Origin of the sequence: Paracoccus limosus (assembly GCF_009711185.1) — a bacterium.
Taxonomy (GTDB): Bacteria; Pseudomonadota; Alphaproteobacteria; order Rhodobacterales; family Rhodobacteraceae; genus Paracoccus; species Paracoccus limosus.
In genome coordinates this window covers 219,894-245,311 of the sequence record NZ_WMIF01000002.1, presented here as the reverse complement: position 1 = coordinate 245,311, position 25,418 = coordinate 219,894, and the positions used below count along the sequence as shown (strand labels likewise).

Annotated in this window: 22 protein-coding genes; 11 read left to right on the top strand and 11 right to left on the bottom strand. The window is 69.0% G+C overall.

Annotated features, from left to right (window positions below; genetic code table 11):
* Together GL279_RS02910 and GL279_RS02905 are read left to right on the top strand one after the other, a co-directional pair.
* Positions 1-978: a zinc-binding dehydrogenase gene (locus GL279_RS02910; RefSeq protein WP_155063112.1), complete on the top strand. Its 978-nt coding sequence runs from the start codon at positions 1-3 to the stop codon at positions 976-978.
* Positions 979-993: 15 nt separating this feature from the next.
* Positions 994-1,341 carry a DUF1304 domain-containing protein gene (locus GL279_RS02905; protein ID WP_155063111.1) on the top strand — a complete coding sequence of 116 codons (348 nt, stop codon included), beginning with the start codon at positions 994-996 and terminating at the stop codon, positions 1,339-1,341.
* On the opposite strand, the gene GL279_RS02900 is transcribed toward GL279_RS02905, so the two are convergent.
* Together GL279_RS02900 and GL279_RS02895 are read right to left on the bottom strand one after the other, a co-directional pair.
* The gene (locus GL279_RS02900) at positions 1,338-2,270 is read right to left on the bottom strand and encodes a pirin family protein (protein ID WP_155063110.1); all 933 of its coding nucleotides are present in this window, start codon (positions 2,268-2,270) and stop codon (positions 1,338-1,340) included. The two genes, GL279_RS02905 and GL279_RS02900, sit on opposite strands and share 4 nt — an antisense overlap.
* Positions 2,271-2,416: 146 nt before the next feature.
* The gene (locus GL279_RS02895) at positions 2,417-3,097 is read right to left on the bottom strand and encodes a carbonic anhydrase (RefSeq protein ID WP_155063109.1); all 681 of its coding nucleotides are present in this window, start codon (positions 3,095-3,097) and stop codon (positions 2,417-2,419) included.
* Positions 3,098-3,238: 141 nt separating this feature from the next.
* On the opposite strand from GL279_RS02895, the gene GL279_RS02890 reads away from it, so the two are divergent.
* The 5 genes from GL279_RS02890 to GL279_RS02870 all read left to right on the top strand — a co-directional run bounded on the left by GL279_RS02890 (position 3,239) and on the right by GL279_RS02870 (position 8,310).
* Positions 3,239-3,616: a hypothetical protein gene (locus GL279_RS02890; protein ID WP_155063108.1), complete on the top strand. Its 378-nt coding sequence runs from the start codon at positions 3,239-3,241 to the stop codon at positions 3,614-3,616.
* A 114-nt stretch (positions 3,617-3,730) separates the two neighbouring features.
* Positions 3,731-5,137, top strand: a complete 1,407-nt coding sequence (locus GL279_RS02885) for a leucyl aminopeptidase family protein (RefSeq protein ID WP_155063107.1) — start codon at positions 3,731-3,733, stop codon at positions 5,135-5,137.
* Positions 5,134-5,976, top strand: coding sequence for a C40 family peptidase (locus tag GL279_RS02880; protein ID WP_155063106.1), 843 nt, complete (start codon positions 5,134-5,136; stop codon positions 5,974-5,976). Before GL279_RS02885 ends, GL279_RS02880 begins: the two co-directional genes overlap by 4 nt.
* Before the next feature lie 24 nt (positions 5,977-6,000).
* Positions 6,001-7,056 (top strand): saccharopine dehydrogenase, encoded by a 1,056-nt coding sequence (locus tag GL279_RS02875; RefSeq protein WP_155063105.1) that lies wholly within the window; start codon positions 6,001-6,003, stop codon positions 7,054-7,056.
* A 75-nt stretch (positions 7,057-7,131) separates the two neighbouring features.
* A complete protein-coding gene (locus tag GL279_RS02870; protein ID WP_155063104.1) occupies positions 7,132-8,310 on the top strand; it encodes a PQQ-dependent sugar dehydrogenase in 1,179 nt (392 codons plus the stop codon).
* Between the two features lie 6 nt (positions 8,311-8,316).
* Here the strand turns inward: GL279_RS02870 and GL279_RS02865 are convergent, their stop codons facing one another.
* The 9 genes from GL279_RS02865 to GL279_RS02825 all read right to left on the bottom strand — a co-directional run bounded on the left by GL279_RS02865 (position 8,317) and on the right by GL279_RS02825 (position 19,523).
* On the bottom strand, positions 8,317-8,688 hold the full coding sequence (locus GL279_RS02865) for a DUF3775 domain-containing protein (protein WP_155063103.1): 372 nt from the start codon (positions 8,686-8,688) through the stop codon (positions 8,317-8,319).
* A 73-nt stretch (positions 8,689-8,761) separates the two neighbouring features.
* Entirely contained in the window at positions 8,762-10,579 is a 1,818-nt protein-coding gene (mutL, locus tag GL279_RS02860) for a DNA mismatch repair endonuclease MutL (RefSeq protein WP_155063102.1), read from the bottom strand.
* A 154-nt stretch (positions 10,580-10,733) separates the two neighbouring features.
* Complete coding sequence (locus tag GL279_RS02855) at positions 10,734-12,062, bottom strand: M16 family metallopeptidase (RefSeq protein ID WP_155063101.1); 1,329 nt, start codon at positions 12,060-12,062, stop codon at positions 10,734-10,736.
* The gene (locus tag GL279_RS02850) at positions 12,059-13,453 is read right to left on the bottom strand and encodes a M16 family metallopeptidase (RefSeq protein WP_155063100.1); all 1,395 of its coding nucleotides are present in this window, start codon (positions 13,451-13,453) and stop codon (positions 12,059-12,061) included. Before GL279_RS02850 ends, GL279_RS02855 begins: the two co-directional genes overlap by 4 nt.
* A gap of 92 nt (positions 13,454-13,545) precedes the next feature.
* Positions 13,546-14,106: a DUF3035 domain-containing protein gene (locus GL279_RS02845; protein ID WP_155063099.1), complete on the bottom strand. Its 561-nt coding sequence runs from the start codon at positions 14,104-14,106 to the stop codon at positions 13,546-13,548.
* Positions 14,107-14,138: 32 nt separating this feature from the next.
* Complete coding sequence (gene lspA / locus GL279_RS02840; RefSeq protein WP_155063098.1) at positions 14,139-14,924, bottom strand: signal peptidase II; 786 nt, start codon at positions 14,922-14,924, stop codon at positions 14,139-14,141.
* A 10-nt stretch (positions 14,925-14,934) separates the two neighbouring features.
* Positions 14,935-16,524 carry a bifunctional phosphoribosylaminoimidazolecarboxamide formyltransferase/IMP cyclohydrolase gene (gene purH / locus GL279_RS02835; protein ID WP_155063097.1) on the bottom strand — a complete coding sequence of 530 codons (1,590 nt, stop codon included), beginning with the start codon at positions 16,522-16,524 and terminating at the stop codon, positions 14,935-14,937.
* A gap of 38 nt (positions 16,525-16,562) precedes the next feature.
* The gene (locus GL279_RS02830; RefSeq protein ID WP_155063096.1) at positions 16,563-18,209 is read right to left on the bottom strand and encodes a heparinase II/III family protein; all 1,647 of its coding nucleotides are present in this window, start codon (positions 18,207-18,209) and stop codon (positions 16,563-16,565) included.
* 48 nt (positions 18,210-18,257) lie between these two features.
* On the bottom strand, positions 18,258-19,523 hold the full coding sequence (locus tag GL279_RS02825; RefSeq protein ID WP_246175099.1) for an RsmB/NOP family class I SAM-dependent RNA methyltransferase: 1,266 nt from the start codon (positions 19,521-19,523) through the stop codon (positions 18,258-18,260).
* A 48-nt stretch (positions 19,524-19,571) separates the two neighbouring features.
* On the opposite strand from GL279_RS02825, the gene GL279_RS19345 reads away from it, so the two are divergent.
* From GL279_RS19345 to selD, 4 genes are all read left to right on the top strand, one after another.
* The gene (locus tag GL279_RS19345; RefSeq protein ID WP_246175097.1) at positions 19,572-19,760 is read left to right on the top strand and encodes a DUF1674 domain-containing protein; all 189 of its coding nucleotides are present in this window, start codon (positions 19,572-19,574) and stop codon (positions 19,758-19,760) included.
* Positions 19,761-19,892: 132 nt separating this feature from the next.
* Complete coding sequence (locus tag GL279_RS02820) at positions 19,893-21,203, top strand: efflux RND transporter periplasmic adaptor subunit (RefSeq protein WP_155063094.1); 1,311 nt, start codon at positions 19,893-19,895, stop codon at positions 21,201-21,203.
* Complete coding sequence (locus GL279_RS02815) at positions 21,203-24,301, top strand: efflux RND transporter permease subunit (protein WP_155063093.1); 3,099 nt, start codon at positions 21,203-21,205, stop codon at positions 24,299-24,301. The genes GL279_RS02820 and GL279_RS02815 overlap by 1 nt, the downstream gene beginning before the upstream one ends.
* The gene (selD, locus tag GL279_RS02810) at positions 24,298-25,341 is read left to right on the top strand and encodes a selenide, water dikinase SelD (protein ID WP_155063092.1); all 1,044 of its coding nucleotides are present in this window, start codon (positions 24,298-24,300) and stop codon (positions 25,339-25,341) included. Before GL279_RS02815 ends, selD begins: the two co-directional genes overlap by 4 nt.
* Positions 25,342-25,418: the final 77 nt, after the last annotated feature.

Sequence of the window (25,418 nt, the reverse complement as noted above, 5' to 3'; positions counted from 1 at the left end):
ATGCGCAGCGCAGTCCACCATCATTTTGGCGAGCCGGCCGAGGTTCTGGCCGCCGAGGACAGCCCGATGCCGCAGCCGGGCGCGGGTCAGGTGCGGCTTCGCACGATTCTGGCGCCGATTCACAACCATGACATCTGGACCGTGCGCGGCAGCTATGGCTACAAACCCAGCCTGCCCGCCGTCGGCGGCTCGGAAGCGGTCGGCACCGTCGATGCCTTGGGCGCCGGGGTCGAGGGCATCGCGCTTGGCCAGCGCGTCGCCGTGGCCGGGGTGCATGGCGCATGGGCGGAATATGTGCTGGCCCCGGCGCAGGCGCTGGTGCCGCTGCCCGATGCGATCAGCGACGAACAGGGCGCGCAGCTGGTCGCCATGCCCTTCAGCGCCCTGACCCTGCTGGAGTTCCTGCAGGTCGGGCCGGGCGACTGGATCATCCAGAACACCGCCAATGGCGCCGTCGGCAAGGCCGTCGCCATGCTGGCCAAAGCGCGTGGCATCCATGCCATCAACCTCGTGCGGCGCGATGCCGCCGTAGCCGAGCTGACCGAGCTGGGGATCGGCCATGCCGTCTCGACCGAGGCGTCAGGCTGGCAGGACCGCGTGCGCGCCCTGACCGGCGGCGCGCCGATCCGCGCCGGGGTCGATTCCGTCGGCGGCAAGGCGGCGGGCCAGATCCTCAGCCTGCTGGGCGAAGGCGGGCTGCTGGTCTCGTTCGGGACCATGTCGGGCGGCGCGATGGAGGTTTCCTCGGGCGACCTGATCTTCAAACAGGCCACGATCAAGGGCTTCTGGGGCGCCAAGGTCAGCGCCGCCATGTCCGCCGCCGACAAGGCGCGGCTGATGGCCGAGCTGATCCGGCTGGTGATCGCCGGCAAGGTGCTGCTGCCGGTGGGCGCGATCTATGGGCTGGATCAGGTCAAGGAGGCCATGGCCGCCTCGCTGGCGCCGGGCAAGACCGGCAAGATCCTGCTGCGACCCTGATCGCGGGACGGCAAGATGACAGCCAATATCCTGATCGCCCTGATCGCCGCCCTGCACCTCTACATTCTGGTGCTGGAAATGGCCCTGTGGGACAAACCGGCCGGGCGCCGCGCCTTTGGGCTTAGCCCGGAATTCGCGCGCCAGACGCGGGCGCTGGCCGCGAACCAGGGGCTTTACAACGGCTTTCTGGCCGCCGGCCTTGCGACCGGGCTGGTGCTGGCGGACCCGCGCTTCAAGCTGTTCTTCCTGCTTTGCGTGCTGGTCGCGGGCCTGTTCGGCGCCGCGACCGCCAGCCGCAAGATCCTGTTCGTGCAGGCCCTGCCGGCCGCGCTGGCGCTGCTGGCGCTTTGGGCCGGGATCTAGGGCAGCGGCACGAATTCAGAGTCATCGGCGGGCGGCAGGGCGAACAGCCCCTCACCCCAGCGCGCGGCGCGCCAGTCGGCCTTGGCCTGTTCGATGCGCTCGCGCGACGAGGCGACGAAGTTCCACCAGATATGGCGCGGTCCGTTCAGCGTCGCGCCACCCAGGGCCAGCAGGCGCGCGCCCTGCGGCCCGGCGGCGACGGTGATCGGATCGCCGGGGCGGAATACCATCATCCGTCCGGCGGCAAAGTCCTGACCGGCGATGCTGACCTCGCCGCCGATGACGTAAAGTCCGCGGTCCTCATGGTTGTCGGGCAGCGGAAAGCGCGCGCCGGGCGCCATGGTCACGTCCAGATAGAAGGTCTCGGAATACATGGTCGCCGGCGCCTTGGCGCCATAGGCATCGCCAAGGATCAGCCGCGCCGTCACCCCGCCATCCTGAAACATCGGCAGATCGCCCTTGCCGTGATGCTCAAAGACCGGGGCCATGTCTTCATGGCTTTCGGGCAGCGCGATCCATGTCTGCACGCCCCACAGCCCATGCGGCCCGGCGCGGCCGGCGCTGCTGGTGCGTTCGGAATGCGTCACGCCCTTGCCGGCCACCATCCAGTTCACCGCGCCGGGCAGGATCACCTGATCGCTGCCGATACTGTCGCGATGGTGGAAATCGCCCTGATAAAGATAGGTCACCGTGCCCAGACCGATATGCGGATGCGGGCGAATGTCGATCCCCTGCCCGGTCAGCATCTCGGCCGGGCCGATCTGGTCAAAAAAGATGAAGGGCCCGACCATCTGTCGCCTGGGCGCCGGCAGGGCACGCATCACCTCGAACCCGCCCAGATCGCGGGCGCGCGGAATGATCAGCGTCTCGATACTGTCGGGTGCGACCAGATCAGGGCAACCGGGTTCGAGGGCGGGGTTCCAGCTCATGTCTTGGCCTTTCGGCTTGGGGTCGGGGGCCCAAGGTTAGCGCGCCTTGCCCGGTGCGAAAAGCCGCAAGCACCGCGACGCTGCGGCCGCACGCCCGGCGAAAGGCGCCGCAGGGGGCCACGGAAGCAGCCCCCAAAGCCCAACGCTCAGCTTGACCCGACGCCCTTGACGCCTTGCCGCACCACCGGCTCGAAACTGTCCGAGGCCGGGTCATATTGCAGCAGCGTGCCCTCGGCGATGTCGTGCAGCACGCCGTGCAGGGACAGATCGCCCGCCTCGACCTTTTCGCGCACGAAGGGAAAGGTCATCAGGTTTTCCAGCGAGACCAGCACCGCCTGACGCTCCAGCGCGTGGATCTGTTCGGTCTCGGGCAGGTCCGCGACGCGCTCGTAGCCGGGCCGCAAAATGTCCATCCAGCGGCCGACAAAGCTAGATTTCTCTTCCAGTGCCGGGGCATGGCCGCTGCACATGGCATGGCAACCCTGCACACCGCCGCAATTGGTATGGCCCAGCACCACGACATGGGCGACCTTCAGCGCGTTCACCGCATATTCGACCGCCGCCGAGGTGCCGTGCTGCTGGCCGTCGGGCTGATGCTGCGGCACCAGATTGGCGATGTTGCGATGCACGAAGAACTCGCCCGAATCGGCGCCAAAGATCGCGGTGACATGCACGCGCGAGTCGCAGCAGGCGATCACCATGGCGCGCGGACGCTGACCGTCCTCGGCCAGGCGGCGATACCAGGCGCGGTTCTCGACAAAGGCTGTCGCATGCCATCCCTGATAGCGCTGGACGAGGTAATGGGGCAGTGGCCGAGCCTGTTTCATGGGATCCTCTCTACCGTTCGCCGCCTACATAGCCGCATGACCGCTAAAGTTTGAGAGGTTTCGCACATGCCGGGCAACCATTTCTTGACGGGTTGCTGGCAGGTTCCGCCTTTGTGAACATAACGCGCACAAGGAATGACCATGGCCAAGATCGCGACGCTGTCTGTCGATGAACCGGTGAACATCGACATGAACCGGCTGGGACAGATCGTCAGCGAACTGGGTCAGGCCACCGCGACCGAGGTGATCGGCGCCGCGCTGGAGCAGCTGGCGCTGGCATTGGGCCGCACCAGCACCGCGCTGGAGCGGGGCGAGCTGGCCCGTGCGGTCAGCCATGCCGAACAGCTGTCGCGGCTGGCATGGCAGGTCGGGCTGGTGACGCTGGCGGCGGTGGCCGTGGACGTGGGCCGCTGCGCCGAATGCCGCGACATGGGCGCGCTGGCGGCGACTTCGGCGCGGCTGAAACGCATCGGCAACCGTTCGCTGCTGGAAATCTGGGATCAGCCTGACCCTGCCTGACCGGACATGCAGCAACCGGGGCACGGCCCCCGCCCCCGGCTTGCCCATCGCGGGGGGCGTGGGTAACCTGCCGCGATGATCCGCCTTCGGGTCCACGAATGAACAGGTTTCCCCATGTCCGCCACCCCTGCCCCGCCCGAATTTGCCCCCGCCGATGCCGCAGCCCTGCCGCTGTGGCTGGTCCGGCCCGGAGCCGAGGGCGCCGACCTGCCGGCCGGGATCGGTGAACTGGCACAGAACTGGGCGCGGGCGCAGGGCTTTGCCGGCAAGCCCGGCCAGCTTTGCCTGTTGCCCGATGCCAACGGCGCCATCGCCGGCGCGCTTTATGGCATCGGCACGCGCGACAGCACCCCACGCGAACGCTGGCTGCTGGCCAAGGCGGCCGAGACGCTGCCCGCCGGCGACTGGCGCCTTGCCGCGATCCCCGAGGGCGTCGATGCCACGCTGGGCGCGCTTGGCTGGCTTTTGGCGCAATACCGCTTTGCCCGCTACAAGGCGGCCGAGGCACCGGCGGCCCGGCTGGTCGCCCCCGCAGGGATCGACGCCAAGCGGGTGATCGCCATGGCGGCGGGCGAATTTCTGGCCCGCGACCTGATCAACACTCCGGCCTCGGACATGGGCCCCGAGGATCTGGAGCGCGCCGCCCGCGCCCTTGCCGAACGGCATGGCGCCACGATCTCGGTGATCCGGGGCGAAGAGCTGCTGACGCAGAACTTTCCGATGATCCATGCCGTCGGCCGCGCCGGCGCGCAGGCGCCGCGGCTGATCGACCTGCGCTTTCCGGGCGAGGGCCCGGCCCTGACGCTGGTGGGCAAGGGCGTCTGCTTTGACACCGGCGGGCTGGACATCAAGCCCGCTGCCTCGATGGGCCTGATGAAAAAGGACATGGGCGGGGCGGCGAATGTTCTGGGTCTGGCCGAGATGCTGGCCCGGCTGGGGCAAACCCGTAATATGCGGCTGCGCGTGCTGATCCCGGCGGTGGAAAACGCCATTGGCGGCAATGCCTTCCGCCCCGGCGACATCCTGACCAGCCGCAAGGGCCTGACGGTCGAGGTGAACAACACCGATGCCGAGGGGCGGCTGGTGCTGGCCGATGCGCTGGCTCTGGCCGAAGAAGAGGCGCCGGCGCTGCTGGTCTCGATGGCGACGCTGACCGGGGCCGCACGGGTGGCGCTGGGACCGGACCTGCCGCCGTTGTTTTGCGACGACGACGGGCTGGCAGCACAGCTGCATCAGGCCGGGCTGGCGCAGGCCGATCCGCTGTGGCGGCTGCCGTTCTGGGCCCCCTACGAGTCGATGATCGAGCCGGGCATCGCCGATCTCGACAACGCGCCCGGCGGCGGTTTCGCCGGGGCGATCACCGCCGCGCTGTTCCTGCGCCGCTTTGCCGGTCAGGCGCGGCATTACCTGCATCTGGACATCTATGGCTGGCAACCTTCGGCCGCGCCGGGCCGGCCCAAGGGCGGCGCCGGACAGGGGATGCGCGCGCTGCTGGCCGCACTGCCGGAGCTGCTGCAATGACCGACCGCCGCCTGACCCCCGCGACCGAGCGCGTTGCCCTGGACAGCTGGCGCGACCGGCTGCAGCGGCCGACCTATACGCCGGGCCGGGCGGCACGGCTGGCGGTGCCGGTGGCCGATCTGTGCCGCGCGCCCGATGGTGCCCGCGACCGGCAGGTGAATTTCGGTGCCGATCTGCTGGTGATCGACGAGACCGGGCCATGGGCCTTTGTTCAGGCGCAGGCCGACGGCTATTGCGGCTGGCTGCGGGCCGAGGCGCTGACCGGCGAGCGGCCCGTGATCACGCATCGCGTCGCCACCCCGGCCACGCATGTCTATCCCGAGCCGAACCTGAAGACCCGCGAATTGTTCGGCCTGTCTCTGGGCGCCGGGCTGGCGGTCACCGGCTTTCGCGACGGCTTTGCCGCGCTGGCGGGCGGCGGCTGGGTGCCAGCGCAGCATGTCACCGATCAACCGGCCCGCGACCCGGGCGCGGTGGCGCAAAGCCTGCTGGGCACGCCCTATCTTTGGGGCGGCAACAGCCGCTGGGGCATCGATTGCTCGGGGCTGGCGCAGGCCGCGCTGACGGCCTGTGCCATCGCCTGCCCCGGCGACAGCGACATGCAGCAGGCGGCCTTTCCCGCGACCGACCAGATCGGGCGCGGCGATCTGCTGTTCTGGCCGGGCCATGTCGCCATGGCACTGGACGCCGAGCGCATGATCCACGCCACCGCCTATAGCATGAGCGTCATCATCGAGCCGATCACCGATGCCATCGCCCGCATCGACGCCGCCGGACAGGGGCCGTTTCGCGGCGCCCATCGCCCGCCGCCGCCGCAACCGGGCGCCGGCTTTCCGTAACCCCAGCCAAGGACGGGGGTAAGCATGGTCCATCTCTGGCTTCGCAGCGAAAGCCGTCCCAATGAGCGCCGCAGCGCCCTGACGCCCGAAGGCGTGCGCGACCTGATCGCCGCAGGCTTTCGCATCACGGTCGAGGAAAGCCCGCATCGCATCCTGCCCCTTGCCGGTTTCGTCGCGGCCGGGGCTGCGACCGCCCCCGAGGGCAGCTGGCCCACGGCGCCGCGCGACGCGATCATCCTTGGCCTCAAGGAACTGCCCGAGGATGGCACGCCGCTGCCGCATCGCCACATCATGTTCGGCCATGCCTATAAGGGGCAGGCCGCCGGCCCCGAACTGTTGCGCCGCTTTCGCGCCGGCGGTGGCGCGCTTTATGATCTGGAATATCTGACCGATGACGATGGCCGGCGGCTGGCGGCCTTTGGCTATTGGGCCGGTTTCGCCGGGGCCGCCGTCTCGCTCATGGCATGGGCGGCGCAGCGGCGCGGCGGCATCTGCGGCCCGGTCTCGGGGTTTGCCACCCAATCGCTGATGACCGACAGCCTGCGGGCCGAACTGGACGCGACCGGCAGCCCCCGGCCTCGCGCCATCGTGATCGGTGCGCTTGGCCGGGTCGGGCGCGGCGCCTCGGACCTGCTGACGCGGATGGGGGTGCAGATCACCGGCTGGGACATGGCCGAAACCGCCAGCGGCGGCCCGTTCCCGCAGATTCTGGCGCATGATCTTTTCATCAACTGCATCCTTGCCCAGCCGGGCGCCCCGGTCTTTGTCGGCCCCGAGGCACTGGCGCCGGGCCGCACGCTTAGCGTTATCGGCGATGTCGCCTGCGATCCGACCAGCGATTTCAACCCGGTCAAGGTCTATGACCGGGCGACGGATTGGGAGCATCCCGTGCTGCGGGTGGCCAAGGCGCCGGTGCTGGACGTAATGGCCATCGACAACCTGCCCTCGCTCTTGCCGCTGGAAAGCTCGCAGGATTTCGCCGCGCAGCTCATGCCGGTGCTGCGCAGGCTGGACCGGATCGACGCCGGGCCCTGGGGCCGGGCGGGCGCGCTTTACCGGCAGCATCTGGCCGCGCTGTAACGCCCGGTGGGCCCTGCGGCAGGGAACGCAGCGCCGCCCGCGCCGTTCGTTTGCAGACCCGAACGGAGAGCGACCATGAAACCGATCCTGCCCCTCGCCGCCCTGCTTGCCGGGCTGGCCGCCGGCCCCGCCATGGCCGAGCTGAACCGGCAGCCCCCCAATGCCGCCGGTCAGCAACCGGCCTTTGCCGGCCAGACCCGCGCCCCCGAATTGCGCGACGGCGTCTCGCTGCGGCCCCAGACCGTGGTTTCGGGGCTGACGCAGCCCTGGGGGCTGGCGCTCTTGCCCGATGGCGGCTGGCTGATCACCGAAAAGCCGGGGCGGATGCGGATGCTGCGCGACGGCAGGCTGTCCGAACCGATCCGCAATCTGCCCAAGGTCGACGCCCGCGGTCAGGGCGGCTTGCTGGACGTGGCCGTGGATCGCGACTTTGCCCGCAGCCGGCAGCTCTGGTTCAGCTTTTCCGAGCCGCGCGGTCAGGGCAAGAACGGCACCACCGTCGCCACCGCCCGGCTGTCGGCCGATGGCAGTGCGCTGGAAAACCTCCGGATGATCTTTCGCCAGCAACCGGCATGGGCCTCGGACAAGCATTTCGGCTCGCGCCTTGTGCCGGATGGCCGGGGCGGGCTGTTCGTCACCACGGGCGAACGTTCGCTGCCGGCGTCGCGCGTGCTGGCGCAGGATGTGGACACGCATCTGGGCAAGGTGCTGCATATCGACGCCCAGACCGGCGCCGGCCTGCCCGGCAACCCCTTCCTGCAAGGCGGTGGCCGGCCCGAGATCTGGTCATGGGGCCATCGCAACATTCAGGCGGCGACGCTGGACCGGCAGGGCCGGCTGTGGACGGTCGAACACGGTCCCCGTGGCGGGGATGAGCTGAACCGGCCGCAGGCAGGCCGCAACTATGGCTGGCCGGTCATTACCTATGGGCAGGATTACAGCGGCAAGCCGATCGGCAAGGGGCTGACGCAGGCCAAGGGCATGGAGCAGCCGGTCTATTACTGGGATCCGGTGATCGCGCCCAGCGGCATGATCGCCTATGATGGCCAGCTGGTGCCGCAGATGCGCGGCGACCTGTTGATCGGCGGTCTGCAGGCGCAGGCGGTGGTGCGGCTCAAGCTGGACGGAAACCGCGTGGTGGGCGAACAGCATCTGGCGCCGGGCATCGGCCGGGTTCGCGACATCGCACAGGCCCCGGACGGCGCGCTGATGGTGCTGACCGACGAAGGAAACCTGCTGCGGCTGGCGCCCTGATCCGGGTTAGACCGGCTTTTGCAGGTCGTCCTCGACCGCTTCGGGCGACAGGCCCAAGGCTTCGATCCCGGCCTCAAGGTAATCGGCCAGCTGCGGCTCGCCCATCAGGTAATCCTCGGTCGGGCTGCGGCGCTCGGCCTTGGCGGTGGCGATGGCCTCTTCGAGGTCGTTGGCATCAAAGGTATCGCGCCCGACCCACATCACCGCGACCAGACTGGCCTGTTCATCCTCGTTCAGCGCGGCGATGAATTCGGACAGTTCGGTGGCCGTGCCATGGCCGGTGCGCTGGCCGCTATGCGCCCAGGCGTTCACGCCGGAATCGTATTCGCGGGCGCGGATGATGACATGAGCGATCTTTTCGGGGCTGATTTCCAGCATGGCGGCACCTCCGCTTCCGACTGTCGCCCCATGTCGCCGCCGGGTCAATCGCCATCGGCCGCGTCAATGCGCCTCAGCGCCCGAAAAGCCGCTCGATATCGCCCAGCTTCAGCTCGATCCACGTCGGGCGGCCATGATTGCACTGGCCGGATTTGGGCGTGCGCTCCATCTCGCGCAGCAGCGCATTCATCTCATCACCCGACATCCGCCGCCCCGAGCGGACCGAGCCATGGCAGGCCATCGAGCTCAGCACCGCATCGACCCGCGCCTGCAGCCGGTCCGAGGCGCCCTGATCGGCCAGATCGTCAAGGATGTCGCGGATCAGCCGCGCCGCATCCAGCCGCCGGACCAGCGCCGGCACCTCGCGCACCGCCACCGCGCCGCCGCCAAAGGGCTCGATCACCAGGCCCAGACGGGCCAGATCATCGGCAATCGACAGGATGCGCTGCGCATCGGCATCCGACAGCTCGACGATCTCGGGGACCAGCAGGGCCTGCGTCGCGATGCCATTGGCCTCGGCCTGCGCCTTCAGCCGCTCATAGACCAGTCGCTCATGCGCGGCATGCTGATCGACGATGACGATGCCGGTGGCGGTCTGGGCGATGATCCAGTTCTCGTGCAATTGCGCGCGGGCCGCACCCAGGGGCGCATCCTCGGCCGCGGCTTCAGGCTCGGGCTCGACGCGCGCGGTCGGCGCCTCGGCAAAGCCGGGGGCAGGAAACGCCGGCGCCTGCAACGCCAGCCCGGTGGCCAGCGCCGCAGCCGAAGGCCGCGCCGGCGCAGAACTCGCCTGATAGGGGCGCGCAGGCTCGGGCCGCGCCACCGCCAGCGCCGCCGTGCCCACGGTCGAGGAACTGCGATGCCCGGCCCCGGCCAGCGCATGGCGCAGCGCCGAAACCACCAGCCCACGGGCGATATCGGGCTCGCGGAAACGCACCTCGGCCTTGGCCGGATGCACGTTCACATCGACCGAATGCGGATCGCAGGCCAGATACAGCACCGCCGCCGGATGCCGGCCCTGCGCCAGCACATCCATGTAACCCGCCCGCAAGGCCCCGGTCAGCAGCTTGTCGCGCACCGGGCGGCCATTGACGAACAGATGCTGCGCCACCGCCGCGCCGCGCGAATAGGTCGGCAGCGCGGCAAAGCCGGTCAGCCCCAGCCCGTCGCGCTCGGCATCGATCGGCAGCGCGTTCTCGATAAACTCATGCCCCATCACCCGCGCCAGCCGCGTCTGCAAGGCGCCGAACAGCTCGCCCTGCTCGGCATCGGCGCGAAACAGCAGCCGTCCCTCTTCCTCATCGGTCAGGGTAAAGCCGACAAAGGGCTCGGCCATGGCCAGCCGGCGGATCACCTCGGCCACGGCCTGCGTCTCGGCCCGCTCGCTGCGCAGGAACTTCAGCCGCGCCGGCGTGGCAAAGAACAGGTCGCGCAATTCGACCACGGTGCCGCGATTGCCCGCCGCCGGCCTGACCGGGGACAGCCGCCCCGCAGCCACCGAAATCTGCGCCGCCTCGAACCCCGGCGCGCGGCTGGTCAGGGTCAGCCGCCCCACCGCCCCCAGACTGGGCAGCGCCTCGCCGCGAAAGCCAAAGCTGCGGATGTCCAAAAGGTCGCTGCCGTCGATCTTGCTGGTGGCATGGCGCGACAGCGCCAGCGGCAGATCCTCGGCCGTCATGCCGCAACCGTCGTCGCTGACCCGGATCAGCGCCTTGCCGCCGCGGGCAATGGCCACGTCGATCCGCCGCGCCCCCGCATCCAGCGCATTCTCGACCAGCTCCTTGACGGCCGAGGCCGGACGCTCGACCACCTCGCCCGCCGCGATGCGGTTGGCGGCGGCTTCGTCCAGCTGCCGGATGACAGGGCGCATATTGGGGGCATGGTCGTTCATGCCCCCAGATCTAGCATCCCCACGGCAGATTCGCCAGATTGATCGACGCCGCCGCCCCAAGCCAAGGCCGCCATTTCACCATTTCCCAAATACCCAAACCCGGCGCGCCAGCCGGAACAGGGTCCGCCGCCCGGCTCCGCCAGCGCAACCGGCGCTAATCGGTCCCGGCAATGCCCTGCGGCCGCCCGACCAGCACAAAGCGGATCTGGTCGGAATGCAGCAGCCGCTTGGCCACGCGCTGCACATCGGCCGCTGTCACCGCCTCGATGCGCGGGTTGCGGGTGTTGACGTAATCCGCCGGCAGGCCGATCAGCTGCATGCCGGCCAGAATGGCGGCGATCTTGCCATTGCCGTCAAAGCGCAGCGGATATTCCCCGGTCAGATAGGTCTTGGCGTCGGTCAGTTCCTTCTCGGTCACGCCGCCTTCGGCAAAGCGGTCCCATTCGCTGCGGATCAGCCCCACGGCCTCGGCCACCTTGTCATTGGCGCTGGCCATGCCGCCCTGCCAGGTCTGGCCATAAAGCCCGTTCGACAGGCCGGTGCCCACGCCATAGGTCAACCCGCGCTTTTCGCGGATCTGGTCCATCAGCCGCGACGAGAACCCGCCCCCGCCCAGAATGTGATCGGCGACGAAGGCCGCGAAATAATCCGGGTCCGACATCGGCAGGCCGGGCTGGGCGAATGTCACCACGGTCTGCGGGCTGTCCCAATCGACCACGGTGATCCCGCCCTTCAACTGTAACTCGGCCGGCGGCGGCAGGGGCGCGCTGCCCTGTTCGGGCAGACCGCCCAGAATCTTGTCGACCAGCTTGCCCAGCTCTTCGGCGGTGATATCGCCCGAGGCCGCCACATAGACCCGGTCGCGCGCCAGCACCCGGCCCTTGGCGTCGATCAGATCGTCGCGGCTCAGCGCGGCCACCGATTCGGCGGTGCCGTTGATCGAGCTGGCATAGGGATGCGCCCCCCAGGCCTGCCGCGCCAGCTCGGTGGTGGCGATGGCATTGGGATCGGTCGCCTCGGAGCGGATCACCGATTGCAGCTGCGCCCGCACCCGCTCGACCGCCTCGGGATCGAAGCGCGGCTCGGTCAGCGCCTGCCGCAACAGATCGGCGGCCTGATCGCGGTTCTCGGTCAACATCCGGGCCGAGACCGACAGCGCGTCATCGCTGACGTCAAAGCGCGATTGCGCCCCCAGCCCCTCGACCGCCTCGGCATAGCGCACCGAATCCATCCCGCCCGAGCCTTCCTCCAGCAGCGCGGTCATCAGGCTGATCTCGCCGCGCTTGCCCGGCGCATCAAGGCTGGCACCGCCCTTGAACATCAGCGACAGCGCGGTGAAGGGGATCGAGTGATCCTCGACCAGCCAGGCCTTGATACCGCCGGGCGAGGTGATCTGCTGGATGTCGATGGCCCGCGCCGGCAGGCTGGCCAGAGCGACAAAGACAAGGGAAAGGCTGGCAAGCAGTCGGGCGGCGCGGATCATTGGATTTCCCCGGTCTGGGCGGCCGGCAGGGCCTGGGCATCGCCGGGCGCGGCGCCCGGTTGCGGCAACAGCCAGCCAGTGACCGATGCCGGGTTCGACAGCACCAGTTTCGCGGCGGCACGGATATCGTCGGGGGTGACGGCGGCCAGAATGTCGGGCCAGTCGTTCACATCCTCGACCGTCAGCCCGATCGACAGGCCCTGACCATAGTCATAGGCGCGGCCATGCGCCGAATCCTGGGCATAGATGCGATCGGCGCGGATCTGGGTCTTGACCCGCTCCAGCTGCGCCGGATCGGGACCATCTTTCAGGAATTTCTGCAAGGCCGCGTCCAGCGCCGCCTCGGCATCGGCATTGCTGACACCGGGCGCGGGCACCAGCGACAGGCCGAATGTCGTCGGATCGACCGTCAGCCCGTCATAAGAGGCATCGACGTAAAGCGCCTTGCCGGTCAGCACCAGATCGCGCGCCAGAACCGAGGTCTGGGCCGATCCGGCCAGCAGCTCGGCCAGCACGCTCAGCGCGGCGGCGGTCTTTTGATCGCCCGGATTGCGCTCCGGCGCCAGCACGGTGCGGGTCAGCACCGGCTGCGGCACGCGCGGATCGCTGCGCTCGATCCTGCGCGGCGCGCGCTGCTCGGGCTCTTGCGGGCGCGGCTTGCGGGTGCTGTCGGGCTTGGCCGGGATCGGGCCGTAATATTTCTCGGCCAGCGCGCGCGCCTTGTCGGCGGTCACATCGCCCGCGATCACCAGCACGGCGTCGTTCGGGGCGTAATGCGCCTGATACCATGCAATCGCGTCATCGCGGGTCAGCCCCTCCATCTCGGGGCGCCAGCCGATGACCGGGCGGCGATAGGGGCTGTTGTAGAATTGCACGGCATTGCGCTCTTCGGAGAATTGCGCGCCGGGATCGCTGTCGGTGCGCTGCGAGCGTTCCTCCAGCACCACCTGCCGCTCGGCCTTCCAGTCGTCCTCGCCGATCTTCAGGTTCGCCATGCGGTCGGATTCCATATCCATGACCAAGGGCAGCCGGTCGGCGGCGATGCGCTGGAAATAGGCGGTGTAATCATAGCTGGTAAAGGCATTGTCCATGCCGCCATTGGCGGTCACGGTCTTGCTGAGCTCGCCCGGGCCCAGCCGGTCGGTGCCCTTGAACATCAGATGTTCCAGATAATGCGCGATACCGGATTTCCCGGGCTGCTCATCGGCCGAGCCAATCCGATACCAGACCATCTGCACCACCACCGGGGCGCGATGATCCTCGATCACCACGGCCTCAAGCCCGTTCGGCAGCGTGAAATGGCTGATGCCCTGCGGCATCTCGGCCAGCGCCGGGGCGGCACTCAGGGCCAGCGCGGTCAGCGCCGGCGCAAGGCGGTGGGGTCGTCTCATGGGCAAGCTCCGATCAGGTCGCGCGAACCCTGCCCCGGCGACAAGGACCGCGCAAGACCGCGCGGCCTCATCTAACCGTGATGGCGCCGCGATCAGTCGCCGCGCAGGATCGGCGCCTGATCGGCGGGCCGCACCACTTCCTTGGCCGGGCGCTGCGGCGGATAGGCGGGCAGCGCGACGCCCGTCGGCCGCCAGCGTTCGGCCTCGGCCCAGCTGTCCAGCGTCATCGCGTCATAGGCCCGGTAATAGACATTGGTGCGCGCCAGCACTTCAAGCACGCGCCGGCCACGGCGCGAACGCCATTGCAGATCCTCGGCGGCGGTCTGCTGGCGGATGCCCGGATCGCGGCCCAGACGGCCGGCATAGGCGACCAGCGCGCCATCGGCGGCGCCGATTCTCTGCGCCGAAAGCTGGCCCGGATTGCCACCCAGGGCCGCCACGGCGTCGGCCGCCGGGGTCGGATCGGTGATATTGCCGCCGCCCGGCGTCGGCGTGGGCAGCGCATTCAGATCCGTCGGCATCGACAAGGGCTTGGTCGGGACGATGGCGAATTCATCCGGGGTGCGTTGCCCGCTGTGAATGTTCATCAGATGCGGGTCAGAGCTGCAGGCGGCCAACCCCAGCATGGTCATGGTCAGAGCGATTGCCCGCATCCTTCAGTCCCTCAGCTATTCCGGCGCTGTTCTTAGCGCGGATTGTCGCTCCCGTCACGGGCCTTGTCACCCGGCGTGTCATTGGCCCTGTTGCGGCTGGCATCCGGGCGCTGCGGCTCGGGTTCCAGAAACAGATCGCCCTGATCGGCGACCGGGGCCGAGGCCGGCGCCGGGGTCGCAGCACCCGCCGCAGGCTGGCTGGCCGCCGCCTTGACCACTGGTTCGCGCGGCTTGCGCGGCGTGGTCGGGGCCTTGCGTTTCTTCGGCTCGGGCTTTTTCTCGGGCGGCATCAGCACCAGCCCCAGCGCGCCCAGAAAAATCGCGATATCAGCCACGTTGAAGCTGTAGGGGTTGCGCCAGCCCGGCAGAGACATGTTCAGGAAATCGGCGACTGCGCCGTAAAGCAGCCGGTCGATGACATTGCCCAGCGCGCCCCCGATCAGCATCCCCGCCGAGACCTGCGCAAAGCGCGAGGGCTTGGTGCGCCCGATCCAGATCGCGACCCAGGCGCAGACTGCGATGGCAATCGCGATCAGCACCCAGCGCATCACGTCGATGTCGCTCGCGAACAGGCCAAAGTTCATGCCCTGATTCCAGGCCATGCGCAGGTTCAGCCACGGATCGATCACGTCGATCTCGCGCACCAGCTCAAGGTTGAGCACATGCACGACCAGATATTTCAGCGCCTGATCCAGCAGAAAGACCAGTGCAGCCGTGACCAGCACCGGCCGCCAGATGACGGGCGGAGGCGCCTTTTGCGACCGCTTGGGGGCGGTCGGGCGCTTGCGGGGTTTCGAGGTCTGGGGTGCCTGCGCCATCAGTGGTCCATCAGTGCCGGAAATGCCGCTGGCCGGTGAATACCATGGCCAGACCCAGACGGTCGGCGGCCGCGATCACCTCGGCGTCGCGCATCGAGCCGCCGGGCTGGATCACCGCCTTGGCCCCGGCCTCGGCCAGAGCCTCGATGCCGTCGGCAAAGGGGAAGAACGCGTCCGAGCTGACCGACGAGCCGATGGTCAGCGCCTGCGACAGGCCCAGAGCCTCGGCCATGTCCTCGGATTTGCGCTTGCCGATGCGGGTGCTGTCGACGCGGCTCATCTGGCCGGCGCCGATGCCCACGGTGGCCAGATCCTTGGCATAGACGATGGCGTTCGATTTCACATGTTTGGCCACGGTCCAGGCAAACAGCAGGTCCTGCAACTCGGCCTCGGACGGCTGGCGCTGGGTCACGACCTTCAGATCGGCCGGCAGGATCACGCCATTGTCGCGGCCCTGCACCAGAAAACCGCCCGCCACCTGACGGAAGGTCAGGCCCGGCGCCTTCGGGTCGGGCAGGCCGCCGGTGGTCAGCAGGCGCAGGTTCTTCTTGCCGGCAAAGATCTCGCGCGCCTCGTCGGTGGCCTCGGGGGCGATGACGACCTCGGTGAAGATCTCGGTGATGGCGCGGGCGGTTTCGCCGTCCAGCGTGGTGTTCAGCGCGATGATGCCGCCAAAGGCCGAGGTGCGGTCACAGTCAAAGGCGCGGCGATAGGCATCGGCAGCGCTGTCGCCCCGCGCCACGCCGCAGGGGTTGGCGTGCTTGATGATCGCCACCGCCGGGCCTTGGGCCGGATCGAACTCGGCGACCAGTTCAAAGGCCGCATCGGTGTCGTTGATGTTGTTGTAGCTGAGCTCCTTGCCCTGCCACTGTTTCGCCGTCGCCACCCCGGCGCGGTCCGAGCCGTCGCGGTAGAAGGCCGCCGACTGGTGCGGGTTCTCGCCATAGCGCAGGGTCTGGGCCAGCTCGCCGGCAAAGGCGCGGCGGCGCGGGGCCTCTTCGCCGATCTGCGCGGCCATCCAGGTGCTGACGGCGGCATCATAGGCGGCGGTGCGGGCATAGGCGATCTGCGCCTGACGCTGGCGGAAGGCAAAGCCGGTGGTGTCGTCATTGGCGTCCAGCTCCGCCAGCACGGCGGCGTAATCCTGAACGTCCACGACGACGGTGACGAAGGCGTGGTTTTTGGAGGCCGCGCGGATCATCGCCGGGCCGCCGATGTCGATGTTCTCGATGCAGTCGTCGTAATCCGCGCCCTTGGCGACCGTCGCCTCGAACGGGTAAAGGTTCACGACCAGCAGGTCGATCATGCCGATGCCATGAGCATTGGCGGCGGCCATATGCTCGTCATTGTCGCGCAGCGCCAGCAGGCCGCCATGCACCACCGGATGCAGCGTCTTGACGCGGCCGTCCATCATCTCGGGGAAACCGGTGACCTCGGCCACGTCCTTGACTGTCAGCCCGGCCTCGCGCAGCGCCTTGGCGGTGCCGCCGGTCGACAGGATCTCGACGCCGCGCGCCGACAGCGTCCGGGCGAAGTCCAGAAGCCCGGTCTTGTCGGAAACGGAAATCAGCGCGCGCTTCAGCGGAATGCGGTCGGTCATCGGTCGGGCCCCGTGCGGTGGATGGCGGATTTGGCCCGTCACCTAGCGAAGGCGCGCGCCAAGGTCCAGCCAATCTGGATCGCGCGGCCCTGCAAATGCGCGCTCAGCACGATCTGTTGCGCGGGGCGCGGTTCGGCAAGGTTGCGGTCCAGAAGGCAGGACGGCTCAAGAGCGACGCGACCCACCCCGTCATGGGAAAAGCGCCAGATCTCGCCCGTGGGCAGGGTCAGGACCACCTCTTGCCCGTCCTGCGCCACGACAAGATCGGGGTGCAGGTGAAAGCGGATGTCAAAGGCCAGCCCCGCCTCGGGGCGCACCTGATCCAGCAGCGCCTGCGCGCTGGCATCCAGCGCCGCCAGCGAATCCTCGCCCTGCAGGCTTGCGCCATCGGCGGAAAGCCACAGCTCGCGCAGATGCGTCAGCCCGTGGCTGTCCAGCCAGCCGTCATGGCCCGCCAGCAGATGCGCCGGCTCGGGCGAATGCGCCGGGCCGCAATCGGGTGCGGTCAGATTGCCCAGCGCATCGCAATCGCCCGCCCAGACCAGAGAGGGGCGTTCGGTCAGCACGTCGGGTTCGCCCTCTTGCCGGTTGGGGTTCAGCCGGGACGAGGACAGCCCTTCCAGACACAGCGCCGAATGGCAGGCGGTGGCGCGGCTGGCCTTGGCCCAGAGCGCGCCGAAACCGTCGCCGGGGCCGCAGTTCACGATCAACGGCTGGCGCGCCACGGTCAGTTCCAGCGCCAGGGTCGAGGCATGGGCGCGGATCGCCGCCGGCCCGCCGGGCGGCGCTGCCGCATCAAGGATCAGCGTGGTGCGCGCCCGCGCCATGCGGGCAAAGCCCATGGCAAGGCCATGTCCGGGCAGGGCCGCGCCCTCGGCGGCGCGCAGGCAGCGGTCCAGCCGCCCCGCCGCACCGCGCCCGCCACCGTGGAAACAGGGCAGCCCGCCATCGGCATGGCGCAGGGCGCGCAGGATCGGCGCGATCTGGGCGATGATGGCGCGCAATTCGGGTGGCGATTCGTGGCCGGCCTCATCGGCGACCTCTTTGGCCCAGACCAGCAGCGCCATGGCATCCAGCAGCGTCTCGGGCGCGCGGGCCTCGCTTAGCGTGCCGACCCCCATGGCGTCGGCTTCTTCGGCCAACGCGACCAGCGCGGGCTGGGCGACCTGCTGGCGGTCGCGCAGCGACAACGCGCCGACGGCAAGGCCGGCCAGCGCCTCAAGGCGTGGCAACCCGTCGGGGCAATCATACCAGCTGGCGCGCAGATGGTTCAGATGCTGGTCCAGCGCGCGGAAATAGGGCTCGGCCTGATCGCGGTCGAGGCCGGGCAGCATCATGCCGGCGTGAAAGATCCAGTGCAGCACCCGCCGCCCCGCCACCGCCGGCGCCCATTGCGGCGCCCCGGCCACCGGCTGGCGGTGATGTTTCAGCCAGCCCAACACGTGGCTCTGCGCCACGGCCCGCGCTTTGGGCGAGCCGACGGCGGCCAGATCATCCAGCCATCCAAAGCCGTGCAGCTCGGCCGCGACGGTCGGAGGCAGATCGGCGGCAAGGTAATCGCCCTGCAGCGTGATGCCGCCCAGATGCAGCGCGCCGGCGATGATCTGTTCGCCCCGCCCGGCATGGCCGATGGCCTTGGGCTCGGGACGGCGCAGAAAGCCTCGGGGGGGCGGCGTGTCGTTCATCTGCGGGCGCTCGCTTGTCGACGCGGTGTCAAGGCAAGCTTAGGGCCGTCAAGAAGATTTTCGCAAGCGCGCGATAAAGAACCCGTCCATGCCGCCGCGTTCCGGCCACAGGTCGGGCCGCAGCCGCAGCCCGCCCGCAGGCGTCAGCCAGTCGGCGGGGACGCCCGGCGCGGTGGCCGGTTCGGCCTGCAGCCCCGGATGCCGGGCCAGCGCGGCGGCCAGTTGATCCTCACCCTCGGCCGGCAGCAGCGAGCAGGTGGCAAAGACCAGCCGCCCGCCCGGTTTCAGCAGCGTCAGCGCGTGGTCGATCAGCCGGGCCTGCAACTCGGCCAGCGCGGCGATCTGGCTGTCGTCGCGGATCAACGGCAATTCGGGATGGCGGCGGATGGTGCCTGTGGCCGAACAGGGCGCGTCCAGCAGCACCGCATCCAGCGGCTGATCCGGGCGCCAGTCCAGCGCGTCACCGGCCGCCAGCCGCGCCGACAGCCCGCAGCGCGCGAGGTTTTCGGCCACGCGGGCCAGACGGGATTCAGAAATATCCAGCGCCGTGACCTCGGCCCCGGCGGCGGCCAGCTGCATCGTCTTGCCGCCCGGCGCGGCGCAAAGATCGGCGATCACCTCGCCGGGGCGCGGGTCCAGCACCCGCACCGCCAGCGCAGCCGCTGCGTCCTGCACCCACCAATCGCCCTTGGCATAGCCCGGCAGCGCGCTGATCTGGCTGCCCGCAGGCAGACGCCACGACCCGGTGGGCAGCGCCTCGCCCGGCATGTCGTCGGAAAGCACCATCCCGCGCGGCGTCAGGTCGGGCGCGGCGCCGGCCTCATGCGCGGCCTCGATGGCGCGCGCCACCGCCCCGCCCCATGTCGCCACCACCGGGCCACGCAACCAGTCGGGCATGTGCTGGGCGGGCAGTTCCGCCCAGGCCTCGCCGGCGCCCGCGATCTTGCGCAGCACCGCATTGACCATGCCGGCAGCGGCCTGCCCCTTGCCGCCCGAGGCCCGACACAGCGTCACGGCGGCATTGACCACGCCATGCGGCGCCTCGCCCAAGGCCAGCATCTCGACGGTGGCCAGACGCAGGATGCGGCGGATTTCCGGTTTCGGACGCCGCGCCAGCAGCGGCGCCAGAACCGCATCCGCAGGCTCGACCCGGCGCAGCACTTCCAGCGCCAGCCGGCGGGCGCGGGCGCGGTCGGGCGGCGACAGACGCTCCAGCGCCTCGGCGGCCTCGTCCAGCGTCGCGCCGTCTTCGACGGCGGCCAACAGGCGCAGCGCCCCCAGTCTTGCGTGATCGCGCGGCTTGTCCAACGGCATCCCCATCCTTAGATTGCCCCCATCTAGCGTGATGCAGGGAAAACCGCCATGACCGACCGTCCGGACGCGCCGCAGAAGGATATCCCGGCCGCAGCGCAGCGCGCGCTGGCCGAAGCCGAGGAACGCCGCCGCAACGCGCAGCCGCTGGGCCTGCCGGTCGAGCTGGGCGGCCGCGACGGCCCCGAGCCGGTGCGCTACGGCGATTACGAGAAAAAGGGCCTCTGCGTCGATTTCTGACGCCACGGCCCCTCTCTCACCCCCTGCCGCGCCCCGGATTACGATCCCGTGAGCGCAGGGCATCGTTTACCTGCCGTTGGGGTTGCGCCACTAGACAGGGGCAAAGGACCGACACAACGCATGGACAGACGAATGGGGCATGGATTTCGGATCTGGTCGGGGATCTTGCCGGCCGCGCTGGTGATCGCGCTGGCTGTGGCGCTGCCCGGCCCGTCGCAGGCGCAATCGAACCGCCCCAGCGGACCGACCAGCGTCGGCGTCATCACCGCGGCCGAGGCGGACGTGCCCTATACGCTGACGCTGCCCGGCCGCGCCATCGCCTATCAGCAGACCGCGATCCGGCCGCAGGTCGGCGGCGAGATCCTTGAAATCGCCTATGATCCCGGGCAACCGGTCAAGGCGGGCGATCTGCTGTTCCGCATCGACCCCGAAACGCTGGCCGCAGCCCTTGCCGCAGCCGAGGCCAGCGTGGCCGGGGCCGAGGCCAGCCTGACGCAGGCGCAAAATACCGTGACCCGCTATCGCCGGCTGGAAGGCTCGGGCGTCTCGGCGGTGGACCGCGCCAATGCCGAGGTGGCGCTGAAACAGGCCGAAGCGGCGCTGGCGGCGGCCAAGGCCGCGCGCGATGCCGACCAGTTGGCGCTGGACCGCACCCGCATCGTCAGCCCTATCGACGGCATGGCCGACGTGCCCCGCGTCTCGGTCGGCGATCTGGTCACCCCCAGCCAGTCCGATGCCCTGACCACCATCACCCAGCTGGACCCGATCTATGTTGATGTCTCGCAAAGCTCGGCCCAGATCCTGCGCAACCGCGCCAAGGTGAATGCCGGGCAACTGGTGCGCAATGGCGAGGTGCAGACCCGGCTGACGCTGGAAACCGGCGAAGAATACCAAGGCACCGGACAGATCGTCAGCCCCGGCATCGCGGTTTCGCCGACCACCGGCACGGTGCCGATCCGGCTGCGCTTTGACAATCCCGACCGGCTGATCCTGCCCGGCCAGTTCCTGCGCGTCGAGATGACGCTGGGCACCACCCGCGCCGTGCTGGTGCCGCAACGCGCCACGCAGCGCGGCTCGGACGGCACGCTGACCGCCTTTGTTGCCCGCGATGGCAAGGCGCAGCAGGTCAAGCTGACCGAACAGGGCAGCTGGCACAACAATTGGGTGGTGACGCATGGCCTGACCCCCGGCGAGGCGCTGATTCTGGACGGGCTGGACCGGCTGCGCACCGGCGCCGAGGTGACCACCGTCCCGGTCGAAATCGACGCGCAGGGCGTGGTGCGCGAGGTAGCCGCCGACAAGGCCGGGGCCGCGCCCCCCGCCTCTGCCTCCGGCACGACAGCGCAGGCGGCGCCCGGCCCGGCTGCACGGGATGCGGCGGCGGAAACGGCGGCGAGCACGGCCCGAAACCCGGCGCAAAACCCGACCACGGGCCAGAACTGATGGCGCGTTTCTTTATCCACCGGCCGGTCTTTGCCTGGGTGCTGGCCATCGTCACCATGCTGGCGGGGCTCGCATCTCTGCTGACCCTGCCGGTGTCGCAATATCCCGACATCGCGCCGACCACGGTGCGCATCGTCGCGAACTATCCCGGCGCCACGGCGCGGGCGGTGCAGAACTCGGTCACCACCCCGATCGAGGACACGCTGACCGGGATCGAGGGCCTGCTTTACACCACCTCGATCTCGTCAAACGGACGCTCGGCCACGGTGCTGACATTCGACGACAGCGTGACGCCCACCGAGGCGCTGAACGAGGTGCAATCCAAGGTGCGCTCGGTCGAAAGCCGACTGCCAAGCGCGGTGCAGACGCGCGGGGTCAGCGTCTCGCGCAGCTCCAGCTCGACCTTGATGGTGGGGGCGCTGGTCTCGACCACCGGACAGCAATCCACCATTGAACTCGGCAACCTCCTGGAACAGGTGGTCGAGGGGCCGATCCGCCGCACCGAGGGCGTGGGCGATGTGAACGTTTTCGGCTCGGGCTATGCCATGCGGATCTGGATGGACCCGCTGCGGCTGGCGCAGTTCCAGCTGACGCCCACCGATATCACGCAGGCGGTGGCGCAGCAAAACAGCACGATCTCGGTCGGCAGTCTGGGCGATCAGCCCGTGGTCGAGGGCCAGCAGTTCACCGCCACGGTGACCGCGCAAAGCCAGCTGACCTCGGTCGAAGACTTCCAGAACATCCTGCTGAAGACCGGCGAGGACGGCGCGGCGGTGCGGCTGGGCGATGTGGCCGAAATCGAGATCGGGCAGGTCAGCTATGGCCGCGATTCGCGCTTCAACGGGCTCAATGCTTCGGGTTTTGCGGTCAACCTCGCCAGCGGCGCCAATGCCGTGCAGACCTCAGCGGCAGTGCGCGCGACCCTCGATCAACTGGCCGGCGCCCTGCCCGAAGGGGTCGAACTGCGCGTGGCCTATGACACCGCGCCCTTTGTCGAACTCTCCATCGAGAAAGTCTGGCACACCCTGGCCGAGGCCATCGTGCTGGTGTTTCTGGTCATCCTGCTGTTTTTGCAGAACTGGCGCGCCACGCTGATCCCGATTGTCGCCATTCCGGTCGTGCTTCTGGGCACCTTCGCCATGCTGGGGGCGCTGGGATATTCCATCAACATGCTGACCATGTTCGCCATGGTGCTGGCCATCGGCCTGCTGGTCGATGACGCCATCGTCGTCGTCGAAAACGTCGAGCGGGTGATGGCCGAAGAGGGGCTGGGCCCGGTCGAGGCTACCGAAAAGGGCATGGGCCAGATCAGCGGCGCGCTGGTCGGCATCGCGCTGGTGCTGTCGGCGGTGTTTCTGCCGATGGGCTTCATGTCCGGCTCGACCGGGGTGATCTACCGGCAGTTCTCGGTCACCATCATCACCGCCATGGTGCTGTCGCTGCTGGTGGCGCTGATCCTGACACCGGCGATGTGCGCCAGCCTGTTGCGCCCCGGCGGTCACGCGCCGCGCTTTGCCCCCGCGCGCTGGTTCAACACCGGCTTTGCCCGGATGACCGACGGCTATGTCGGCGGCGTGCGGCAGCTTTTGCGCCGGCCCTTTCTGGTCATGCTGATGCTGGCCGCGCTCAGCTTTGGCACCTGGGACCTGTTCGGCCGCCTGACCACCTCGTTCATCCCCAGCGAGGATCAGGGCGTGCTGCAATCGCGCATCACGCTGACGCAGGGCTCGACCGCGCAGCAGACCGCCGCCGTGGTGCGCGAGATCGAGGATTACATGCTGACCACCGAGGCCGATTCGGTCGGCTCGGTCTTTGTCGCGATGGGCATCGGCGGCGACGGCCCGGCACAGAACCGCGCCACGGTCTATGTCCGGCTGAAACCGTTTGAAGAGCGCAGCGATCCCGACCGCTCGGCGGCCGCGGTCGAGCGCCGCGCCAACGCGCATTTCGCCGGGCATCGCGCCGGGCGCATCATCTTTTCCCAGCCGCCCGCCATCCCGCGTCTGGGCAATTCCGCCGGGTTCACGCTTTATATGCTGGACCAGTCCGGGACCGGCACCGACGCCCTGCGCGAGGCGGGCGATCAGGTCGAGCGTCTGGCCGAACGCGACCCCCGACTTGTGAACGCACAAAGCGGCGGCTCGGACAACGAGGCGGCCCTGCGCATCGACATCGACCAGCAAAAGGCCGAAAGCCTTGGCGTCTCGGTGCCGGCGGTGAACGCGATGCTGGGCACGATCTTTGCCGGCAACGAGGTGAACGACTTTGCCCTGGGTGCGCAACTGCGCCCGGTCATCGTGCAAAGCGCGGCCGCCAGCCGCATGCAGCCCGAGGACGTGAACCGCTGGTATGCCCGCAACGCCTCAGGCGAGATGGTGCCCTTCAACAGTTTCATGTCCACCCGCTGGGAGCCGGTTGAGCCAAGGCTGGCGCGGCTCGACGGCATCGACGCGGTCGAGATCACCGGCCAGCCCGGTCCCGGCGCCAGTTCGGGCACGGCGATGGACGCCATAGAACAGGTCATCTCGGGCATGCCCGGCGGCTATGGCATCGCCTGGACCGAGCTTTCCTATCAGGAACGTCAGGCCGGCAATCAGGCGCCCCTGCTTTTTGCCATCTCGGCGCTGGTGGTGTTTCTGTCGCTGGCGGCGCTTTACGAAAGCTGGTCGATCCCGTTCTCGGTGATGATGGCGGTGCCGGTGGGCGTTCTGGGTGCGGTCTTGGCCGCGCTGGCGCTGGGTCAGTCGAACGATGTCTATTTCAAGGTCGGCATCCTGACCACCATCGGCCTTGCCGCCAAGAACGCCATCCTGATCGTCGAATTCGCGCGCGACCTGCAACAGACCGGCATGACGGCGATGGCAGCGGCGGCCGAGGCGGCGCGCCAGCGGCTGCGCCCGATCCTGATGACCTCGCTGGCCTTTATCCTTGGCGTGCTGCCGCTGGCCATCGCCACGGGCGCGGGGGCCGGCGCGCAGAACTCGATCGGCATCGGCGTGATGGGCGGCATGATCGCGGCGACGCTTCTGGGCATCTTCATGGTCCCGGCCTTCTACGTTACCGTGCGCAAGCTGAACAAGTGGAGGACAAGGCGATGAACGAACATCCGCGACTGACATCCCTGGCACATGGCGGCGGCTGCGGCTGCAAGCTGGCGCCCTCGGTCCTGCGCGAATTGCTGGCCGGGCAGCCGGTGGCACAGGCCTTCCCGCAATTGCTGGTCGGGACCGAAACCTCGGACGATGCCGCCGTCTATCAGATCGACGACAACACCTGCGTCATCGCCACCACGGATTTCTTCATGCCGATGGTGGACGATCCGCGCGATTTCGGCCGCATCGCCGCGACCAATGCCATCTCGGACGTCTATGCCATGGGCGGGCGACCGATCATGGCGCTGGCGGTGCTGGGCATGCCCATCGACAAGATGCCCCCCGAACAGATCCGCGAGATTCTGGAAGGCGGGCGCGAAAAATGCCTTGAGGCGGGGATCCCGGTTGCCGGCGGCCATTCCATCGACGCGCCCGAGCCGATCTACGGCCTTGCCGTCATCGGCCTGTGCCACGCCAGCGAGCTGCGCCGCAATGCTGATGCGCGTTCGGGCGACGCACTGATCCTGACCAAGGGGCTGGGCGTCGGCATCTATTCCGCCGCGATCAAGAAAGGCGCGCTGGACGCCGATGGCATCGCGGAGATGGTCGCCTCGGCCACGACGCTGAACAAGATCGGGCCCGAGATGGCCAAGCGCGCCGATGTCCATGCCATCACCGATGTCACCGGCTTTGGCATCCTTGGCCACGGGCTGGAACTGGCGCGCGGCGCCGGGTTACGGCTGCGGCTGGATCAGGCGGCGCTGCCGCTGCTGACGCGGGCCGCCGAACTGGCCGAAGCGGGCTTCGTCACCGGCGCCTCGAAACGCAACTGGGCGGCCTATGGCGATGAGGTGACCCTGCCCGAGGACCTACCCGAATGGCGCCGGCACCTGCTGACCGATCCGCAGACCTCGGGCGGGCTTTTGCTGTCGGTCGCGCCCGAGGCAGCGGATGAGATCGTGGCGCAACTGCACGCCGCCGGCCTGCCGCTGGCCACCCGCATCGGCACGGTCGAGGCCGGTCCGGCCGGGATCACGGTGATCTAAGCCCGAACCGGCGCGCGAGGGTCTGCCGCTGCGGAACCCCGGCCCCGGCCCGGCGTTGGGCCAGACAGCCGACAGCC

Excerpts from the sequence above, each read along its gene's own strand:
- GL279_RS02910 (WP_155063112.1), top strand. The coding sequence starts at position 1 with ATGCGCAGCGCAGTCCACCATCATTTTGGCGAGCCGGCCGAGGTTCTG.
- GL279_RS02905 (WP_155063111.1), top strand. The coding sequence starts at position 994 with ATGACAGCCAATATCCTGATCGCCCTGATCGCCGCCCTGCACCTCTAC.
- GL279_RS02900 (WP_155063110.1), bottom strand. The coding sequence starts at position 2,270 with ATGAGCTGGAACCCCGCCCTCGAACCCGGTTGCCCTGATCTGGTCGCA.
- GL279_RS02895 (WP_155063109.1), bottom strand. The coding sequence starts at position 3,097 with ATGAAACAGGCTCGGCCACTGCCCCATTACCTCGTCCAGCGCTATCAG.
- GL279_RS02890 (WP_155063108.1), top strand. The coding sequence starts at position 3,239 with ATGGCCAAGATCGCGACGCTGTCTGTCGATGAACCGGTGAACATCGAC.
- GL279_RS02885 (WP_155063107.1), top strand. The coding sequence starts at position 3,731 with ATGTCCGCCACCCCTGCCCCGCCCGAATTTGCCCCCGCCGATGCCGCA.
- GL279_RS02880 (WP_155063106.1), top strand. The coding sequence starts at position 5,134 with ATGACCGACCGCCGCCTGACCCCCGCGACCGAGCGCGTTGCCCTGGAC.
- GL279_RS02875 (WP_155063105.1), top strand. The coding sequence starts at position 6,001 with ATGGTCCATCTCTGGCTTCGCAGCGAAAGCCGTCCCAATGAGCGCCGC.
- GL279_RS02870 (WP_155063104.1), top strand. The coding sequence starts at position 7,132 with ATGAAACCGATCCTGCCCCTCGCCGCCCTGCTTGCCGGGCTGGCCGCC.
- GL279_RS02865 (WP_155063103.1), bottom strand. The coding sequence starts at position 8,688 with ATGCTGGAAATCAGCCCCGAAAAGATCGCTCATGTCATCATCCGCGCC.
- mutL (WP_155063102.1), bottom strand. The coding sequence starts at position 10,579 with ATGAACGACCATGCCCCCAATATGCGCCCTGTCATCCGGCAGCTGGAC.
- GL279_RS02855 (WP_155063101.1), bottom strand. The coding sequence starts at position 12,062 with ATGATCCGCGCCGCCCGACTGCTTGCCAGCCTTTCCCTTGTCTTTGTC.
- GL279_RS02850 (WP_155063100.1), bottom strand. The coding sequence starts at position 13,453 with ATGAGACGACCCCACCGCCTTGCGCCGGCGCTGACCGCGCTGGCCCTG.
- GL279_RS02845 (WP_155063099.1), bottom strand. The coding sequence starts at position 14,106 with ATGCGGGCAATCGCTCTGACCATGACCATGCTGGGGTTGGCCGCCTGC.
- lspA (WP_155063098.1), bottom strand. The coding sequence starts at position 14,924 with ATGGCGCAGGCACCCCAGACCTCGAAACCCCGCAAGCGCCCGACCGCC.
- purH (WP_155063097.1), bottom strand. The coding sequence starts at position 16,524 with ATGACCGACCGCATTCCGCTGAAGCGCGCGCTGATTTCCGTTTCCGAC.
- GL279_RS02830 (WP_155063096.1), bottom strand. The coding sequence starts at position 18,209 with ATGAACGACACGCCGCCCCCCCGAGGCTTTCTGCGCCGTCCCGAGCCC.
- GL279_RS02825 (WP_246175099.1), bottom strand. The coding sequence starts at position 19,523 with ATGCCGTTGGACAAGCCGCGCGATCACGCAAGACTGGGGGCGCTGCGC.
- GL279_RS19345 (WP_246175097.1), top strand. The coding sequence starts at position 19,572 with ATGACCGACCGTCCGGACGCGCCGCAGAAGGATATCCCGGCCGCAGCG.
- GL279_RS02820 (WP_155063094.1), top strand. The coding sequence starts at position 19,893 with ATGGGGCATGGATTTCGGATCTGGTCGGGGATCTTGCCGGCCGCGCTG.
- GL279_RS02815 (WP_155063093.1), top strand. The coding sequence starts at position 21,203 with ATGGCGCGTTTCTTTATCCACCGGCCGGTCTTTGCCTGGGTGCTGGCC.
- selD (WP_155063092.1), top strand. The coding sequence starts at position 24,298 with ATGAACGAACATCCGCGACTGACATCCCTGGCACATGGCGGCGGCTGC.